Below are 898 nucleotides of genomic sequence, written 5' to 3' on the forward strand. Positions count from 1 at the left end.
CGTCGGCTCCATGTCCATGTCGTTCGCCACCCGGTTCGGCGGTGCCGTCGCCGGTGCCACGGAGGCATGGACAGAGGCGGTCGAGTCCTACCGGCTGAACCGGGGTGAACGCCCGTGATGTGGACCAGCTCGTTCACCGTGCTCCGCGCGCCGGTCGTGACCGACCGGTACAACTCCGAGCGGTTCGACTGGACGAACCCGGCACGCACCCCCGTTGACGGCGTCAACGTCCAGCCGACGGTGATGACGGAGAGTACGACCGAACCCCGCTACCAGACCATCAGCGGGTGGCGTGTCGTCAGCCGCGCCGGTGTCGACATCGACGTCCGAGCAACCGACCGTGTCGAGCTTGCCGACGGCACCGTGTGCGAGGTGATCGGCGAGGTTGCCCGCTGGCCCCACCCCACGCGGCCCGGCGCCGTGCACCACGTCGAGTTCGACCTACAACGCGTACGGGGGTGACCGACCATGCCGCGTGTACGTGTGCGCGTGAAGCTCCACATGACTGACGAGTTGTTTCGCGCGATCGTCGCCGAACCCAAGGTGCGCGTGGAGCTTGCCCGCACCGCGTCATCCATTGCGAGCGCAGCTCGAACCATCGCCGGACAAGAGGGCGCCGACACCGACATCACCGTTGAGCACGGCACCCGGCCCCGTGGACGCACCTACTCCCGCGTCGTGTCCCGCGACTTCTCCGACAGCGAATGGGGCACCGCCAAGCGTAAGCGCGTCCGTGCCATCGGCCGCGCCGCCGGACTGAGGCCCTAACCGTGCTGCTGGTGTTCCTAGTCGTCTTTGGACTCATCGCGCTCAGCGATTGGCCCCGGGGCGTCAGGCCGTTCGACCGCGTCCGCGACCTGTAGCGGGTCACACCGCACCCCTCAAGCCGTCCGGCGCC

At 68.6% G+C, this 898-nt stretch carries 2 protein-coding genes; both read left to right on the forward strand.

The genetic code is table 11. The annotated features are described in order from the left end of the window. Window positions 1–114: 114 nt before the first annotated feature. A complete protein-coding gene (locus B0F77_RS45260) occupies window positions 115–462 on the forward strand; it encodes a hypothetical protein (RefSeq protein WP_143467268.1) in 348 nt (115 codons plus the stop codon). Window positions 463–501: 39 nt separating this feature from the next. Beyond that, window positions 502–768: a hypothetical protein gene (locus B0F77_RS45265; RefSeq protein ID WP_143467269.1), complete on the forward strand. Its 267-nt coding sequence runs from the start codon at window positions 502–504 to the stop codon at window positions 766–768. Window positions 769–898 lie beyond the last annotated feature (130 nt).

Source organism: Lentzea kentuckyensis (genome assembly GCF_002150765.1).
Lineage (GTDB): Bacteria > Actinomycetota > Actinomycetes > Mycobacteriales > Pseudonocardiaceae > Lentzea > Lentzea kentuckyensis.

Bases quoted from the DNA above. Each gene is read 5' to 3' on its own strand.
- B0F77_RS45265 (WP_143467269.1), top strand. From the start codon at position 502: ATGACTGACGAGTTGTTTCGCGCGATCGTCGCCGAACCCAAGGTGCGC.